Here is a 14,313-nt window from a genome sequence, read left to right as displayed (position 1 = left end):
ACGCCGGTCACCGCACAGTTTGTCGTTTGAGATCCTTATCGTGATCGGCGCATGTGTCTCGGGCGACTTCCTATCGTTCTTGTGCGCGCGAAATCGGGAGGACGGCAGGAATGAATCTTGGTCAAGGTATTTGGGTTGGCGTCGCAATCGGCGCCGGGTTCGGCGTTGCTCTGCATAACATCCCGGTGGGAATGGCGGTCGGAATCGGCATTGGCGTTGCAATCGGACTAATCCGGCGAGATCGCAGCTCGCCCGAGTGAAACGTAAATGTACGTTATGGGTGGAAAGCGGACTAACTCCATATTCCCCGGCGATGCCTGTCGGCCATGGCGAGTTGGCAGCAGGTGCAATATTGGGCGCGTTTATCCGGACGAAAGCGTCGTCTGTGTGGTAAGGACAATCTTCCACTTCCCGCCGCGGCGGACGAACGTGTCAGAGTTGATCGTGGCCGCAGGCTCTTTTTTTCCGAAACAAGTCAGATCTTGGTTTAACTTGTAGATCAGTACCGCAGCATCTGCTGACAGTTGCCGCATCTCGACCCGCTCGAAGCTGTAGCTCGATAGCTGGCAGTGACTGACGACGTTCAACGCTGTTTGCCGGCTGACTGCACCTTGCGGGCTCGCATAGATGAAGTCTTGAGTAAGGATATCGGCAAGGGCCGCGCTCTTTCCCGCCTTCCAGTCGTCCATAAAGTCTTTGCTGATTTTAACGAGTTTCGTCTGCAACTCTGTCTGAGCACTGCCTCGGGCGGACATCGTCGGGGTGACAGTCAACATGGCGCTGGCGAGCACGACTGCGCTGTTCAACTTCATCATCTTGCTCCCGGTCTGATGGACGCTTCTGCGCAGTGGCTCCGGCAAATGCAACAAAGATATCGGTGTCGGGGCGAGAGAAGATGTGGACCGCTAATGTCTGTAATGGGTCGAAGGCAGACCGTCCGCTTACGGCCATAAGCCGCAGTTTCATATCCTTGCGCCGCCTAGGCGGCGCTGGCAAAGCAGCCTTATCAGCGTCGTCGTCGTAGTGACGTAGCTCGCTCGCCCATCGAACCTACGAGCCGATTGCGTCTGCCAAACTAGGCATTTTCAACTTGTTTCAACTCGGCGGTCGGGGAGAAAGTAAGCTATCGCGGGCAACGCGAGGCATGCCAGCGCAAGGGGCACCCAGACGAACGCCAGAAAAACCGCTGCCACATTCAGGGCGAGCGCGAACAGGTTCTTCCGCTGACGCTGGCGCGCGATGCGGCCGACAACCTCGACATCGGCGTTGCGGCGACTGAGGCTGACCCCGAGAAGGAGGAACGCGAAACCGGTGAGCGACCCGAGCAACGCGTAGAGCGAGACCGCCAGCGGTGACCCGCGGCTGGAGCTCACGAAGGCGGTCGTAAAGGGAAACAGCGACAGGCAGAATAGCCACAGCAGGTTGAACCACATCACGTCCCGCCCGATCCGGCGGTTCGCGTGTAGTAGGTGGTGGTGGTTCATCCAGTAGATCGAGACGATCAGGAAACTGAGGACGTAGGCCGAGAATACCGGCCATAGCCTGGCGAGCGACGCGACATCTGCCCTCGCCGGCGGGTGCAGATCGAGCACCATGATCGTCACGATGATCGCGACGACGCCGTCACTGTAGGCAGCGAGCCGTTCGGCTCCCATGCCGCTGGACGATGGAGCAGGTCCGGCGCTCAAGCCCCAGCCCCGACCAGCGACATCCCTTGGACGTGAAGGGCGTGCTTGACCCCAGCGTCCTCTTCCATCGCCTGGCGGTAGCGTGCCAGCGACGGGAAAGGCGCCATGCCGTAGGGGGCGTTGTCGACCCATCGCAGAAGAACGTAGAGGTAGGGGTCCGCGACAGACCGTTTTCCGGCCATGAAGCGTCGACCCTGGATCATCCCCTCAAGCCGTTCCAGCATAGGCCTGAGCGTTACGAACGCCTGTTCGCCAAGCGCCTGATGGCGCGTCTCGTCGGTCAAGAAGCGCTGCGGCTGGAAGAATGGCTTGAAGGCGACGTGCACCTCGCCCGTCAGATAGCTGAGCAGGTTCGCCAACTCATACCGGCCGAACGGATCGGTTGACCCACCCAGTCCGGCCTCCGGCGCGGTCGCGGCCAGATACGGCAGTATCGCCGCCGCCTCCGTCAGCACGCGGCCATCGTCGAGGAGGAGCGCCGGCACCTGTCCGCTGGGGTTGACCGCAAGGTAGGCGTCCGAGCGGTTGGCCCCCCGTTCCATCACCTCGACCTCGTAAGGCCGGCCGATCCATTCGAGGACGACGTGGACGGACAGGGCGCAGGTCCCTGGGATCGAAAACAATTTCATCTGAGCACCTCGACTTTCAAAGGCGGACGGCCAGGGAGAGCATCCCGAAGTTCTCACCGCGCCCGCCGGCGCGACGGATGAAGTCGCCTGCCCCGAAGTGAACCAGCGCGGCGGTCACCGTCAGGAAGCGGTTGGGACGGAGAGTGGCCCCGAGCTGCTGCTCGACGCCGGTGAAGCGGTCGCCACTGACACCGGGCCTGACGAGCGGCATTAGCGGCGCGGCGTAGAAGGCGTCTCGCGACGAATAGCGCCATAGTCCCTCTAGCGTGTATTGCAGCGTTACTATCCTTGATGGGCTGGCCTTCGCGACGAGTCCGACCTCGACCAGGTTCGCGGGAGCCTCGATGGTCGCCTCGGTCGAATACGCGACATTCGGGTATAGGGCGTTGAAGGTAGCGACCGTTCCGTCACGCGCGCCGCCGCCGCTGATGACATCAGCCCTGGCCAGCACATGAGGCTTCCATGGGCCCGGAAAGGTCAAACCGGCATCGGCGTGGAAAGCGAAGGCGCGGACGCGGTGGTTGGCCAGATCACCGGTCTGCCCGATGCCACCCAGCGAGAAGTCGAACCGGCCTGCCACGCCTCGGACCCGAACGCCAACCGTCACGGTCGCTTCCCTCCCGGACACTGCCAGCAGCCTCACCGCGGGCACTACGCTTCTGTAGTAGAATGCATCGAAGGCGACCGGAGTGAGCGCCGCCGTTACGTGCACGCCGGCCAACCCCTGTTTGCGGATGGCTGAATCGTCAAACACACCGGCGGCGACGCTCACCGGCTTGACCACGAACGCGTCCCACCGCCAGCGTCCTTCGACGTAGGTCAGGCGCACGCCGTCCCAGACCTGCCTGACGTTGGGGCCATCGCGCAGGCCGATCAGCGCGCCCTCGTCGAACGACATCTCCGCCCTGCCGGCCCTTAAGGTCGCCCGCCCACGTCCGAGGTTGCTCGACAAGTCGATGAAGGCCTGTTGCAGGTCGAGGCGGTCGACGTCCGTAGGCGCCGCGGACGGGCTGCGGCCGGCCTCGTCGTGGTCGCCCAGCTGCGCGAACAACCTTACATCCGGACCCAGCTGGAGATCGCCGAAGATTAGCAGACGGTGGAGGACGTAGAAGTCGCCCGACCCCGACCGGAAGCCGAGCAGCCCGACGTCGCTCGCCTCGCCGCGTTCGCGCAGGTCGGCGCCGAGCGATAGGTAGTCGCCGTCGGCCAGGGGGATGAACTTCAGACGGGCGTAGGTCCCGTCGGTCGCGTCGTCCGCAAATGTCTTCGGATCGTCGTCATAGCGAAACGGCGAGGGCGTCGAGGGTTTGTCGGGCTGCGCCATTGCCGGACTCGCGGCAGCGACAGCGACAGCGACAGCGACCGCGAAAGCCGTCGCGCGCCAGATCATTCCGCCGTCCCGACGAACGCCACGGCGTAGGGGACCGGGTCGACCCGGTCCGCGAGCGCGCCAACCTCGGCCATGTGAGCCTGCGCTTCGGGCGTGGCGAGCATCGATCGGAGATCCTCCCCGCTCTTCCACTGGACGTAGTTGACGACCCTGGTACCATCGAGACTCATATGGACGGACGCGCCGATGAAGCCCGGGAGAGTTCGCGCGAAACCCTCGGTGAACCGTCTGAGCGAGTCCACGATCGCCTTTTGCCGGTCACGCGGCGCATGGAAGGTGTTGATCAACGTAAAGACGCCGCCAGCGTCATCGATTTGAGCCTTCATCGATCCTCCTCCTGGAGCGACATCGATAGGCGGATCGACGCAACGGGATAATCCCGGTAAGTCGGGATTGTTTATCCCGTTCCTTGGACAGTCTTCGCTATTTCGCGCCCGTGCCAGACGAGGCGGCAAGATGGGGCGCGACACGCGACGACAACATGGCGAGGAACAGCCTCGTTTTTGCGGGCAGAAGGCGGCTAGCCGTGAGCGCGTATACCGGCGCCTCACGTACCACCCAGTCCGGAAGAACGCGTTTCAGACGGCCGGCCCGCACGTCGGGCGCAACCATTGGCTCGTGCAACATCACTATGCCCATGCCGGCGAGCGCCATTTGCCGCATGAATCCGAAATTGTTGACGACGATGGGGCCGACGACCGGAACCTCGACCGTCTCGCCCTCGCGCAGCAGGGCCCAGACATTCGGTTGAGGCGCGTTCAGGTTGCGGACGACGGAGTAGCTGGCAAGGTCCTCCGGCCGGGTTGGGATACCGGCCGCAGACAGGAATCCCGGGGATGCGAATAGGGTCGTGCGCAGTGTGCCAAGGTGCCGCGAGATAATCCCCGAATCCGGTTGGGGGCCAATCCGGATGGCGATGTCGTAGTTCTGTGTGATCAGGTCGACCCGATTAGGGTTCAAGTCGATCTCGAGGGTTACCTGAGGATATAGGCGGGCATAGTCACTGACCAGCGGGCCGAAGTAGAGGCGGGCGAACTCCGCCGTCGTCGAGACACGCAGACGTCCGCTCGGCCGTTCGGCAACCTCGCCCAGCTTCTCGTGTGCGACCCGCGCGGCCTCGACAATGTCACGGCATCGCTCGAAGTAGAGCGCCCCCGCCTCGGTTAGCTCGATCGAACGCGTGGTGCGGTTGAGCAGACGGACGCCGACCGCACGTTCCAGGTCCGCGATTCGCCGCGAGAGGGTGGACGTCGGCACGCCCAGCGAGGCCGCCGCGCGCTTGAAGCTAAGCATTCGCGCAACCTCGACGAAGAGCGCCATCTCCCTGAGATAATCCATTGATCGTTCCCTGAGTGGGATAGAGAAGTCCAACAAGTGTGATTTATCCTGCACGCGGCACGATGTAGCTCTCGCCGGACAAGTCAAGTGACGGAGGGTGGCGCCATGGACCAGATCGACCGACGGCAGGTGCTCGCGGCGGCCGCCGCCGCTTCGCTGACCGCGGCGCTTCCCACCGGTGCGCGCGCGAAATCGTTTGACAGGAAAGGACCCGATCCCGTGACCGCCAAAGCCTACACGACGCAGAACAGCATCATCATGCTGGTCGACCACCAGACGGGCACGGTCGGCTGGGTGAAGTCGATTCCGAAGGACACCGTGGTCACGAGCTGCCGCGTGTTGGGAAAGATGGCGGTCGCCTACAACATGCCGCTCGTCCTGACCACGACGGTCGAGCAGCAGGTTGGGCTCACCATCAAGGACCTTCAGGACATCGCGCCCAAGGCCTTCGCGGACCGCTATGCGCGTGGTGGCCAGCTCGATTGCTGGGACGACGAGCGCCTCCGCGACGGCGTGGCCCGGCTCGGTCGGAAGAAGATCATCATGGCCGGACTGACCACCGACATCTGCCTCTACTGGGCGGCGACCAGCGCGTTGAAGCTAGGTTATGCGGTCCTGGTCGTCGCCGACGCCTGCGGCACCACCAGCGCGCAGGGCGACGAGATGACCTATGCGAGGCTGCGCAAGGCCGGTGCCGAGATCACCGTCGTCAATCAGATCACCACCGAGCTCGCCAACGACTTCTCGCGACCCGAGGACCAGAAGGCACAGAAGATCATGGCCGACGAAATCATTTCCAAGCTGTAGGAGCAAACGTGACCGACAATCCCGCCTTCGAGCTCGCGACCGCGGACGGCTCAACTCGAGCGCTGCGCGGGATTGAGCATCGCGTGCGGGAAGACCGGCATGGGCCAATCGCCAGGCTGATCAGCCCCGACGGTCTGGGCGAGCGGCTCAAGCCCTTTATCTTCCTCGACCATTTCAAAGGCTCGATCGAACCGGGCTTCGGCTTCGGCATTCATCCCCATTCCGGCATTGCCACGCTGACCTGGCAACCGGGGACCGATGTGCGCTACCGCGACACCACGGGCAAGAATGGCGTCCTCAAAGCCGGTGGCCTCGAATGGATGAACGCCGGCGGCGGGGCCTGGCACGAAGCAACGCTTCTCGGATCCGGGCATGTCACAGGCTTCCAACTTTGGGTTCCCATGCCGCCGGGCGTTGAGGACGGGCCTTCGCTCGGACAATATGTGCCGCCCGACGATGTCCCTCAGGTTGCCTTTCCGGGAGGCACAGTGGCCGTGTTGCTCGGATCGATGGACACGCCGGCGGGGGTGATCGCCAGTCCGATCACGTCGCATCAAGATATGAATTACTTCGTCGTATCGCTCGAGGCGGGCGCGACGTGGCGGTACGAGCCGCCTGTCACGCACGATGTCGCCTGGGCCTTCGCGTTTGAGGGCATGCCTCTCATTCAAGGCGAAGACGTCGGGCTCGAGTTCGTCGTGATGGCCGACCGCGGCGCGATCGATCTGTCGGCGCAGACCGAGGCGGCGCGCGTCCTGGTGGGAACAGCCAAGAGATACGATCACGACCTTATCGTCGGCACCAGTTCGGTCCATTCGAACCCGACCTCCCTGGCGCGGGCCTTGTCGCGAATCGCCGCTTTGAAACCGTAGCCGATCCGATCCGGCGCTCTGTGCCAACTGCATGGTAGGTCCGCGTTAGTCGGCAATGTTGTCCCAGTCGGCTCGCACGGCAACGGCGGTGACAAGCGACGCCACCGCCGCTGATCGGCGTCAAGCGCAAGTCACCAATATGGGTTGAAGCGCCATCGGCTTACCATTCGCACCGGTCGCATCTTTCGGCCGCCCTAGAATCGATCAGTCGCATGGCGTGCTCGGTCAGGTTGGCCGCTAGCAGCGCTGAACGAATGCCTGTTTTCCCGTTGTGGCGGCCGAGAGAACTTCGCTAATCCCTGGCTCGACTTTCGCTCCGTATACCACTTCGTCCAGGCCGGGCGGCCCCACCAAAGCGGGATGTGAGCATACAAGACTGATGGCGGCAGCTGCCAGAGGGCAAAGCATAAGGTTGACCATTTTTTCCTTAGTGCGAATCACTCTCATTAGCAATGTCCGGTTGCCGACGCTCCATCACTTAGAATCAAATGAGTAAACATGGGCTCGCCCAGTCGAGGCCTTATACCCGTTTTGCGTTTGAAAGCCGCTTCCCATAACGTTCTGAGTGGTAGCCCTCATGCGGCCGGCAACCGCTCGGGGTTGCTTGCATTTTGAAGACTGCGTTTGTCTGAAGGGATATGACTGCGAGTCGATTCCGAAACACTCCGCCCGCATTTGCCTTCGCTAGTTAGTTCTTGCTTTCATTGGGCGTGCGAGTGCTTCACTTTGGTTGATGGCGTTTCGCTCACTTTCACAGAGCCGATCGCTCCCCGTGTGTCGTCCCGCCGGCGCGAAGCTCACTCAATGCGGTATAACCACTTTCAAGGAGTCGGGCTCTTCGCGCCGCTGCCCGGAGATCTCGGCCTCGATCAACTCCAGAGCGTGGTGCATGTCGTCCAAAATATCTGCGAGCCTAGGGTCAAGTTCGACCAGTTCTGCCGCCTTAGCAACAGCATCTCGTGCATCTTCAAGTGCCATTCGCCGCACGCGGGGCGCCGACCAAGGCTTCTTATTGGCAACTTCCTTGTCGGACATGCTAAAGCTCCTTTGATTTAAGGCGATCCCAGCAATACTTTTCAGCCCTGCATCCGCGCGTGCATCGGTCCGCTGAGGATTACGAGGGTCACACCCATGACGAAGGCCCAAAGGCCGCGCCGACCTTGAAAGAGCGTTCCGGTCGCCTTCCCAGTCACTTCACGCCCTCGGTCGCACGGGGTTTCGCCCGCCAGGATCAAATTTCACAATTTTGCTCCGACGAGTGCTTTCTCGTTACGACGAGCCCTGAAATAAGCCTGACGCTCCCGGTCGGCTGCCGAGGTCGTGGCGCGCACTTGAAGAAGATCCTTCCGTGTTAGAAGCCCGATCAGTGCTCTCGAATTTGGGTCGACGACGACAATCCGGCCCTGATCCGTTGCTAGCATCAAGTCGAGCGCTCGTAATAATACGTCATCGGGGTGGAGAACCGGCAGCTCTAAGTCCGCCGCATAGTCCTGTACGAGGTCTGCGGCATCGATGTCCTGCGATTGCCAGCGCAGAGCGTCCGCACGCGAGACCGCGCCGATTGGACGTCCTGCGTCATCGATGACCGGATAAACCCGATGGAAACCTCGCTCGAGTAGCTGGCGGGCCTCGTCCACAGGCATTGTCGCACGAAGCGTGTCGACCTTTCGCGCCATCACATCGCGTACTCGCATCAATTCATAGGGATCGACGGCATATTCGCGCGTGATGTGCTGACCGCGGCGGGCGATCTTCTCCGTCAACATCGATCGCCGCAACAGCAATACGGTTACTGCATAGGCGGTCGACGTCGCGGCGATGAGCGCGGGGAGGTAATGCAGGTTGCCTGTTAGTTCGACGGCGAAGATCGCTCCCGTCAACGGCGCACGCATTGTCCCGCCCAGGATTGCCGCCATTCCTAACAAGGCCCAAACGCCATGCGGGCCCGGAAGAGCCAAGCCAAACAACCAACCCAGCGCACCGCCCATGATCAACAGGGGCGCAAGGACGCCGCCGGAGGTTCCAGAGGACAGGGCAACGAGCCAGATCGAGGCTTTCACGAGCAGGATGGAAAGTACAATTTCCAATAAAAGATGACCGTTCAGAAGATCGTTGATCAGGTCGTACCCAACGCCCAGGGTACGCGGCTCAATCAGACCGCCAAGACCGACTACGAGACCGCCCAGCGCCGGCCACCACATCCAGTGGATCGGAAGGCGGTCGAAGATATCCTCGACCCGGTAAAGCAGCTTTGTCAGCACGGTCGCCAATAGTCCGCTCGCAAGCCCGATGCCGAAGCCGCTCAAAAGGACAACTGACATTCCGGGGCTCAGGTCTGACATTGGAAACAGCGGACCCGACCCGCCGAACAGCGGTCTCCATGCGAACGCCACGAGCGAGGCGGTCGCGACGGGTATGAAGCTGCGCGGTCGCCATTCGAACAGGAGCAACTCGACCGACAACAAGATCGCCGCGACCGGGGTTCCGAAGACTCCGGTCATGCCGGCGGCCGCGCCGGAAACCAGCAACGTCTTGCGTTCGGCTGAGGATAGATGAAAAAACTGCGCGAACAGCGAACCTAGCGCTCCTCCGGTCATGATAATCGGACCTTCGGCACCGAATGGGCCACCCGTCCCGATGGCGACGGCGGACGACAGCGGCTTCAGCGCCGCGACCTTAGGCGACATGCGGCTACCGCCGATCAAGATCGCCTCGATCGCCTCTGGAATGCCGTGACCGCGAATCTTCTCCGAACCGAAGCGCGCCATCAAACCGATGATCAATCCGCCGACGGTCGGAGCAAAGACCATCCAAGGCCCGCGCGGCGCCAGCGCCATGGGACGGAACAATGTGTCGAAGGCGCCGAACCAGACCAGGTTGGTCGCCAAGGTAATGAGCCTCAGCAGCATCCACGCCGCAACTGCACCCGCGCTCCCAACGACTAACGCCATCGCGGAGACGATGAGCAACCGTGGATCGCTTCGAAAATCGGCGAGACCATCACGCGGCGTGCTATTCCGGTTAGGAGGAGATAGACGAGACACCTTGTACAACTTGCAACTCCAAAAGACCGCGCATATATCGTGTTACGATATAAATGCGAGTGTAATTTTGATGTCGGCGAGGCTATCGGCAAAGCAGTATCAGTCGATTGCGGCGTTCAGGCACCAGTTGCGCCGCTTTCTTGCGTTCAGCGAAGCGGCGGCGTCGGCCGTGGGGCTCCCGGCTCAGCAACATCAGGCGCTCCTTGCGATCGCCGGTCATCACGGTGGAGAGCCTCCGTCGGTTGGAAGCATAGCCGAGCAGTTGATTATCGCGCCTCAAACAGCGGCTGAATTAGTTAAGCGAATGGTCGACGCAGGGTTATTGATGAAAGCTACATCGCTCGTTGATCGGAGACGCCAAGATCTCGAGCTGACGCCTCGGGCAAAAAGTCTCCTTGGTTCGCTTACTGAGGTGCATCTCGACGAGCTACGCAAACTCCGGTCTGGTCTCGAAAGCGCGAGTGCATTTTTCGCCGAGGTGTGAAAGTTCGGTAATAAGTGGGTGTACCAAATCGTGTCCTCTGCCTTCGCCCACTTAAACAGAGACGGAGCACATCTTCTGACTAATCGAAAGATCCTGCCCCCGATTTTGATGCCAGGTCGAATCGCCGGGAGCACTCAAAAGTCGGTCCCGAATGCTGTAGGACACCGTCGGGCGTGCTGGCCCAAGGTATCCTGGGTGATGAAGTCATTTCAAAGCTCTAGGCGCGAAGCGCCCGGTCTCATTGACCGGGCGCTTCTCTTTCAATGTGCGTAGGGTTGAACAGCTACCAATGCGCCGCGCGTACTCGGGCCGCCGGTGAATGCGCCTCCATCGGTCACGACGTATAGTGTTTCCCGGTCGCCTGCGCCCCGACCGAACACCGCGTCGGTAGCGCCGACGATGTTCTGTTCGGCATCCGCAATAATCGTTCGTTCGCCGCCCGGAGTGACTCGCACAAGTGTGTTGTAAGGGTGGGTCGTGATGAATAGCGATCCATCGTGCCCGACCGCAAAATCATCGCCCGGAATCCCCCTGGCAATTACAACCGCCGGTCCGAATGTCCCATCCTTCGCAAGACGATATCGAATGACTTCCGTCGAATCCGAGACGGTGACGATCATGTCTTGGCCGGAAAAGTGCAGGCCGTTGGCACCGGGCGCTAGCGAAATGAACGGTCGCGCGGCAAGCCGCCGGTCCTGAAGCGCAATCGCAGCCGCTCCGGTTTTTGGATTGATCCGCCACACGCGTGCGAGGTTACTATCCGGGGTGTAAAGCATGCCGTCGGGACCAAAATCGAGCCCGTTTGGCCAAGCACCCTTCGGCAAGCGCGTGATCTTTCGGGCATCTCCATTGGCTCCGATCCGCCAGATCCCCGGCTCATCGCCATTTGAGGTCAAGAACAGCGCGCCGTCCGGACCAACGGCGATTACGCCAGCAGTCGCGCCGACGGGCGTTCTGAATATCGAACGTTCGCTGCCATCTGGGCTGCGGGCGATAACTTCGCCGCTCGCCCGGCGATAATATTTGAGGTCGGAAAAATCGAGCCCGCGATTGGCAGAAAGGAAGAGCGTTCCGTCCGCCCCAGCAGCAATTCCTTCGAACCAAACGCCTGCTTCGTAGACCTTGACGGTGCGCGACGGCGCGCGTTGAATTGGCAACGCGGCCGCCTTCGGGAGCAGCAGCACTTTTAATCCGAGCGGCTGAAGACCCGCCACAGCAAGCGAGCCAGCGGCCAGCGCGAGCGCGATCGGGAGACCGAGTCTCGCGGTGGCGAACCGCGCTACGAGATGGAGCAATGCCAAGGCCGCGAGAGACAGGCTGGCGGCGAAAAATGCGAGGAAGGGAATTGCGCTGGCAGCAAGCATTAGCACGGCCGCCAAGGCAACAAACGCTGCCGAAGAGAACCGGACAATTGCGCTTTTGGGCAGATGCCCGAGTAGGCCTCGAAGCGAAATTCGCGGGAAGGCGAGACTCGCGGCACAGAAGAACAACAAGATGCTCAGCACGAGCTCTAGTATCGTCAAGATTGTCATCATTATGCCTACTCCGATAGGAAGCTAAGTAATTACGCACAACAATAGGAAGCTATCAAATAGCCGGCCCCTTCATGGCCGGTAGGTTCAGTCTTTAATTCGTGACGGCGCCGAGGTTCAATTCGACCCTTTTCAGGGCCTGCATGAAATCTTCCCGCTGCGTTTTCGAGAATCCGGCGAACATCTGATCGACTAGCGACTGTCCTGCATTGCAGAACTCTTCTGACGCGCAGAGCGTTTTCGCCTTGCCGGTGAGGTGCAGGGTTTTGCTACGAGCATCGCCAGGATCCGGCCGTCGTTCGACCAGCTTCTCGCGCTGGAGCACGTCGATGATGTTGGTAAGCGTCGGCGACGCGATGGCCAAGCGCCGCTGGAGTTCCCGATGCTCCAACCCATCGCTGTGCATAAGGAGTTGCAAAACATCGAACTGCGCGCTCGTCAGGCCGAAACCGCGCACGGTGTGATCAAGGGCATGCCTCAGGCTCAGATAGGCTTTCTTGAGTTCAAGCGTGGGGTGGCTCATCTCGATAGGATGCTACCGACATGGCAAACTGTCAAGGGGGCCGATGTCTTTTCGAGACATGGAATTTCAAGTCGGGTTTGGCGCGGTCTGTATTCCGCGAACAACCATCTCTAGCGCTTCAATCTCAAGGTTCGATTCTTGTCGCTCAAGCGTTCCGCCAACGGCTAGGGTCGCGATTCCGTGCACAACGGACCAGCACGCGAGCGTGGCTGCTTCAAGATTGCCTGGCGAAAGTTCCGCGATCCGTCGAACCAGTACGCCATAGGCGTTGTCGTCGACCGGCGGTGGGCCAGCTCCGTGGCCGGCGAACATGAGCCGAAAAAGTTGCGGATGGGCGCGGGCAAAAGCGATGTATGCTCGACCTTGCGCAACCAACGCGGCCGAAGGATCAGTCTCTTGGTCCGCCTTCAGAAGAACGGCGCGAAGCTTGTCGAAACCAAAATCCGCGACCGCCCCGAGCAACGCGTCTTTGTCTCGATAATGCCGGTACGGCGCCATGGCAGATACCCCGGCGTCGCGGGATGCCGCTCGCAAACTAACGTCTTCCCCGCGCTCGAGGGCATTCAGCGCCGCCGCAACCAGTCGGTCGCGTAAGGAAGGACTACTCTCCGCCACTTGTTTACAACGTACACTTCATTGGCTATGTTTACACCGTAATCATGAGGAGCAACGCTGTGCATGATGCCCGAAATCGCAAGTCTGTCGACCTCTCTGACTTTCCCGACCTCGTAATGATCATGCTGGGCTTCAAACTTCGGTCGTGGCGAGGCTTGCTCGCCATGCGACGCATAGGAATTGGACTAAAGCGGATCTCCGACAATTATCCGGAAGGGCTTCTTTCTCATGAAGGCATGATGTTCGGGCTCACCCACCTGGGCTTCCGCCAGTACTGGAAAGACCTCGATCACCTCGAGCGCTTCACCCGCTCTGAACCTCATTCCACCTGGTGGACACATGTCAGAGAGTTGTCGGCTGCCGCGGGCTTCTGGCACGAAACATACCATGCCAACGGCGGCGTCGAAGCGCTCTATGTTGGGATGCAAGGCGCGACCGGTTTGCAGCGATTCGCGCCTGAGCGTCGACCTGTCGGGCCATTTATGAGCGCTCGTGCCCGGATCCAGGGCGGTGGCACAGCAAACGATCAGGACAGTGCATCCGCGCCCCTGACGAAAGACGGACGACGTTGAGCCGCAGGACATGGGCCGTCGTGACAGGCGCCAGTGATGGCATCGGGAGAGCCTTAGCCATCGAACTGGCGAAGACCGGGCGTAGCCTGATCCTTGCCGCAAGAAACGAGGGCCGTCTCGCCGCTCTCGCTGCCGAGATCAAAAATGATTATCCGGTCGATGTCGTTGTAGCCGCAATCGACTTCGCCCATCCAGGGAGCTGCGATGCTCTAATCGAGTTGCAAGCAAACCGCGACGTTGATGTTCTGGTAGCGGCAGCCGGTTTCGGTTCATCCGGTTCGTTTCTCGAATTGCCGATCTCGACTGAACTCGAAATGATCGACGTGAACTGTCGCGCGGTGCTTTCGCTCTCGCATTTTTACGGGAGGCAGTTCCTCCAGCGGGGCAGAGGGACGCTGGTTTTGTTCAGTTCTCTGGTTGCCTTTCAGGGCGTCGCAAACGCGGCCACGTACGCAGCGACGAAAGCCTTTGTCCAAACTTTTGCTGAGGGCCTTCGAATTGAACTTGGCAGTAAAGCCCACGTCATCGCCGTCGCCCCAGGACCCACGATAACGGGACTTGGTCGCCGCGCCGGAATGACAATGAAGTTCGGCGATCATCCGGAAACTGTAGCGAGAAGCATAATCGGGCATATTCATTCCGCCGGGACACTTCGGCCTTCGGCTCTCTCGAGGAGCCTGCATTGGTCCCTCGACGATCCAGCAATTTCGGAAACTCGCGGATTCCTTACGTTCGCTCGCGCTTCAGGCGACGTCGGTTGAGGCTCGCTCGGCGCTCACGTCGCTGGCTGACATCTATGATCGGAAGGCGCACTGCACC

At 60.9% G+C, this 14,313-nt stretch carries 17 protein-coding genes; 6 read left to right on the top strand and 11 right to left on the bottom strand.

The window, feature by feature from the left end:
• Positions 1-110: 110 nt before the first annotated feature.
• Positions 111-260 (top strand): glycine zipper domain-containing protein, encoded by a 150-nt coding sequence (locus ABDK56_RS13210; RefSeq protein WP_502959311.1) that lies wholly within the window; start codon positions 111-113, stop codon positions 258-260.
• Positions 261-362: 102 nt separating this feature from the next.
• Here the strand turns inward: ABDK56_RS13210 and ABDK56_RS13105 are convergent, their stop codons facing one another.
• From ABDK56_RS13105 to ABDK56_RS13080, 6 genes are all read right to left on the bottom strand, one after another.
• Complete coding sequence (locus ABDK56_RS13105; RefSeq protein WP_349808735.1) at positions 363-812, bottom strand: nuclear transport factor 2 family protein; 450 nt, start codon at positions 810-812, stop codon at positions 363-365.
• A gap of 273 nt (positions 813-1,085) precedes the next feature.
• On the bottom strand, positions 1,086-1,655 hold the full coding sequence (locus tag ABDK56_RS13100; RefSeq protein ID WP_349808734.1) for a TMEM175 family protein: 570 nt from the start codon (positions 1,653-1,655) through the stop codon (positions 1,086-1,088).
• Positions 1,656-1,684: 29 nt separating this feature from the next.
• Positions 1,685-2,317: a glutathione S-transferase family protein gene (locus ABDK56_RS13095; RefSeq protein WP_349808733.1), complete on the bottom strand. Its 633-nt coding sequence runs from the start codon at positions 2,315-2,317 to the stop codon at positions 1,685-1,687.
• A gap of 16 nt (positions 2,318-2,333) precedes the next feature.
• A complete protein-coding gene (locus ABDK56_RS13090; RefSeq protein WP_349808732.1) occupies positions 2,334-3,707 on the bottom strand; it encodes an alginate export family protein in 1,374 nt (457 codons plus the stop codon).
• A complete protein-coding gene (locus ABDK56_RS13085) occupies positions 3,704-4,033 on the bottom strand; it encodes an antibiotic biosynthesis monooxygenase family protein (RefSeq protein ID WP_349808731.1) in 330 nt (109 codons plus the stop codon). Before ABDK56_RS13085 ends, ABDK56_RS13090 begins: the two co-directional genes overlap by 4 nt.
• Before the next feature lie 97 nt (positions 4,034-4,130).
• Positions 4,131-5,045 carry a LysR family transcriptional regulator gene (locus ABDK56_RS13080; protein WP_349808730.1) on the bottom strand — a complete coding sequence of 305 codons (915 nt, stop codon included), beginning with the start codon at positions 5,043-5,045 and terminating at the stop codon, positions 4,131-4,133.
• 105 nt (positions 5,046-5,150) lie between these two features.
• Between ABDK56_RS13080 and ABDK56_RS13075 the strand changes: the two genes are divergently transcribed.
• Complete coding sequence (locus ABDK56_RS13075) at positions 5,151-5,852, top strand: isochorismatase family protein (RefSeq protein ID WP_349808729.1); 702 nt, start codon at positions 5,151-5,153, stop codon at positions 5,850-5,852.
• Positions 5,853-5,860: 8 nt separating this feature from the next.
• The gene (locus ABDK56_RS13070; protein ID WP_349808728.1) at positions 5,861-6,724 is read left to right on the top strand and encodes a pirin family protein; all 864 of its coding nucleotides are present in this window, start codon (positions 5,861-5,863) and stop codon (positions 6,722-6,724) included.
• Between the two features lie 801 nt (positions 6,725-7,525).
• Here the strand turns inward: ABDK56_RS13070 and ABDK56_RS13065 are convergent.
• A complete protein-coding gene (locus ABDK56_RS13065) occupies positions 7,526-7,759 on the bottom strand; it encodes a hypothetical protein (protein ID WP_349808727.1) in 234 nt (77 codons plus the stop codon).
• A gap of 203 nt (positions 7,760-7,962) precedes the next feature.
• The gene (locus ABDK56_RS13060; RefSeq protein WP_349808726.1) at positions 7,963-9,633 is read right to left on the bottom strand and encodes a chloride channel protein; all 1,671 of its coding nucleotides are present in this window, start codon (positions 9,631-9,633) and stop codon (positions 7,963-7,965) included.
• Positions 9,634-9,769: 136 nt separating this feature from the next.
• Between ABDK56_RS13060 and ABDK56_RS13055 the strand changes: the two genes are divergently transcribed.
• Positions 9,770-10,252, top strand: a complete 483-nt coding sequence (locus tag ABDK56_RS13055) for a MarR family winged helix-turn-helix transcriptional regulator (RefSeq protein ID WP_349808725.1) — start codon at positions 9,770-9,772, stop codon at positions 10,250-10,252.
• A gap of 260 nt (positions 10,253-10,512) precedes the next feature.
• Here ABDK56_RS13055 and ABDK56_RS13050 read toward each other — a convergent pair whose 3' ends face one another.
• The 3 genes from ABDK56_RS13050 to ABDK56_RS13040 all read right to left on the bottom strand — a co-directional run bounded on the left by ABDK56_RS13050 (position 10,513) and on the right by ABDK56_RS13040 (position 12,805).
• On the bottom strand, positions 10,513-11,787 hold the full coding sequence (locus ABDK56_RS13050) for an SMP-30/gluconolactonase/LRE family protein (RefSeq protein WP_349808724.1): 1,275 nt from the start codon (positions 11,785-11,787) through the stop codon (positions 10,513-10,515).
• A gap of 91 nt (positions 11,788-11,878) precedes the next feature.
• Positions 11,879-12,307, bottom strand: coding sequence for a MarR family winged helix-turn-helix transcriptional regulator (locus tag ABDK56_RS13045; protein WP_349808723.1), 429 nt, complete (start codon positions 12,305-12,307; stop codon positions 11,879-11,881).
• Positions 12,308-12,373: 66 nt separating this feature from the next.
• Complete coding sequence (locus ABDK56_RS13040) at positions 12,374-12,805, bottom strand: TetR-like C-terminal domain-containing protein (RefSeq protein ID WP_349808722.1); 432 nt, start codon at positions 12,803-12,805, stop codon at positions 12,374-12,376.
• A 176-nt stretch (positions 12,806-12,981) separates the two neighbouring features.
• Here ABDK56_RS13040 and ABDK56_RS13035 point away from each other — a divergent pair, with 176 nt between their 5' ends.
• Both ABDK56_RS13035 and ABDK56_RS13030 read left to right on the top strand, forming a co-directional pair.
• Positions 12,982-13,494, top strand: coding sequence for a monooxygenase family protein (locus tag ABDK56_RS13035; RefSeq protein ID WP_349808721.1), 513 nt, complete (start codon positions 12,982-12,984; stop codon positions 13,492-13,494).
• Positions 13,491-14,255, top strand: coding sequence for an SDR family NAD(P)-dependent oxidoreductase (locus ABDK56_RS13030; protein WP_349808720.1), 765 nt, complete (start codon positions 13,491-13,493; stop codon positions 14,253-14,255). The genes ABDK56_RS13035 and ABDK56_RS13030 overlap by 4 nt, the downstream gene beginning before the upstream one ends.
• Positions 14,256-14,313 lie beyond the last annotated feature (58 nt).

This window comes from Sphingomonas sp. ASV193, from assembly GCF_040203355.1.
GTDB lineage: Bacteria > Pseudomonadota > Alphaproteobacteria > Sphingomonadales > Sphingomonadaceae > Sphingomicrobium.
This window is presented reverse-complemented; position numbering and strand designations above follow the sequence as displayed.